The following is a 425-nucleotide window of genomic DNA, read 5'->3' as shown; positions in this document are numbered from 1 at the left end:
ATGAAGTGATTATTTCCCTATTGGAACGTAAAACACGAGCTTATGTAACATTGCGTTCTCCATCAGCTAAAGCTGCTGATATTAAAAATACGCTAGAGAGCTGGTTACTAAGCTTCAGTACTCATGACTCACTACAGCAACTCTGCAAAACAATTACGGCCGATAACGGTCTAGAATTTGCATCTATTACTGAGCTGGAAACAGAGTATTTACAAGTCTTTTTTGCTCATCCATATGCAGCTTGGGAACGTGGTTCTAATGAACGGCACAACGGTTTATTACGCCGTATTATTCCCAAAGGAACTGCCATTCGTGATGTTTCAGAAGTAACTCTTCGACGTGCTACCGATTGGTGTAATGCACTGCCACGCAAAATTCTAAATTACCGGACACCACAAGAAGTATTCATTGAAGAAGTTAATAAG

General features: G+C 40.2%; 1 protein-coding gene. It reads left to right on the top strand.

Features of this window, described 5'->3' with window-relative positions; all coding sequences use genetic code 11:
- A partial coding sequence (locus EO126_RS10660; RefSeq protein ID WP_127008816.1) for an IS30 family transposase occupies positions 1-425 on the top strand: 425 nt, incomplete at both ends.

It is taken from the genome of Veillonella seminalis (genome assembly GCF_003992065.1).
Lineage (GTDB): Bacteria > Bacillota > Negativicutes > Veillonellales > Veillonellaceae > Veillonella_A > Veillonella_A seminalis.
This window is presented reverse-complemented; position numbering and strand designations above follow the sequence as displayed.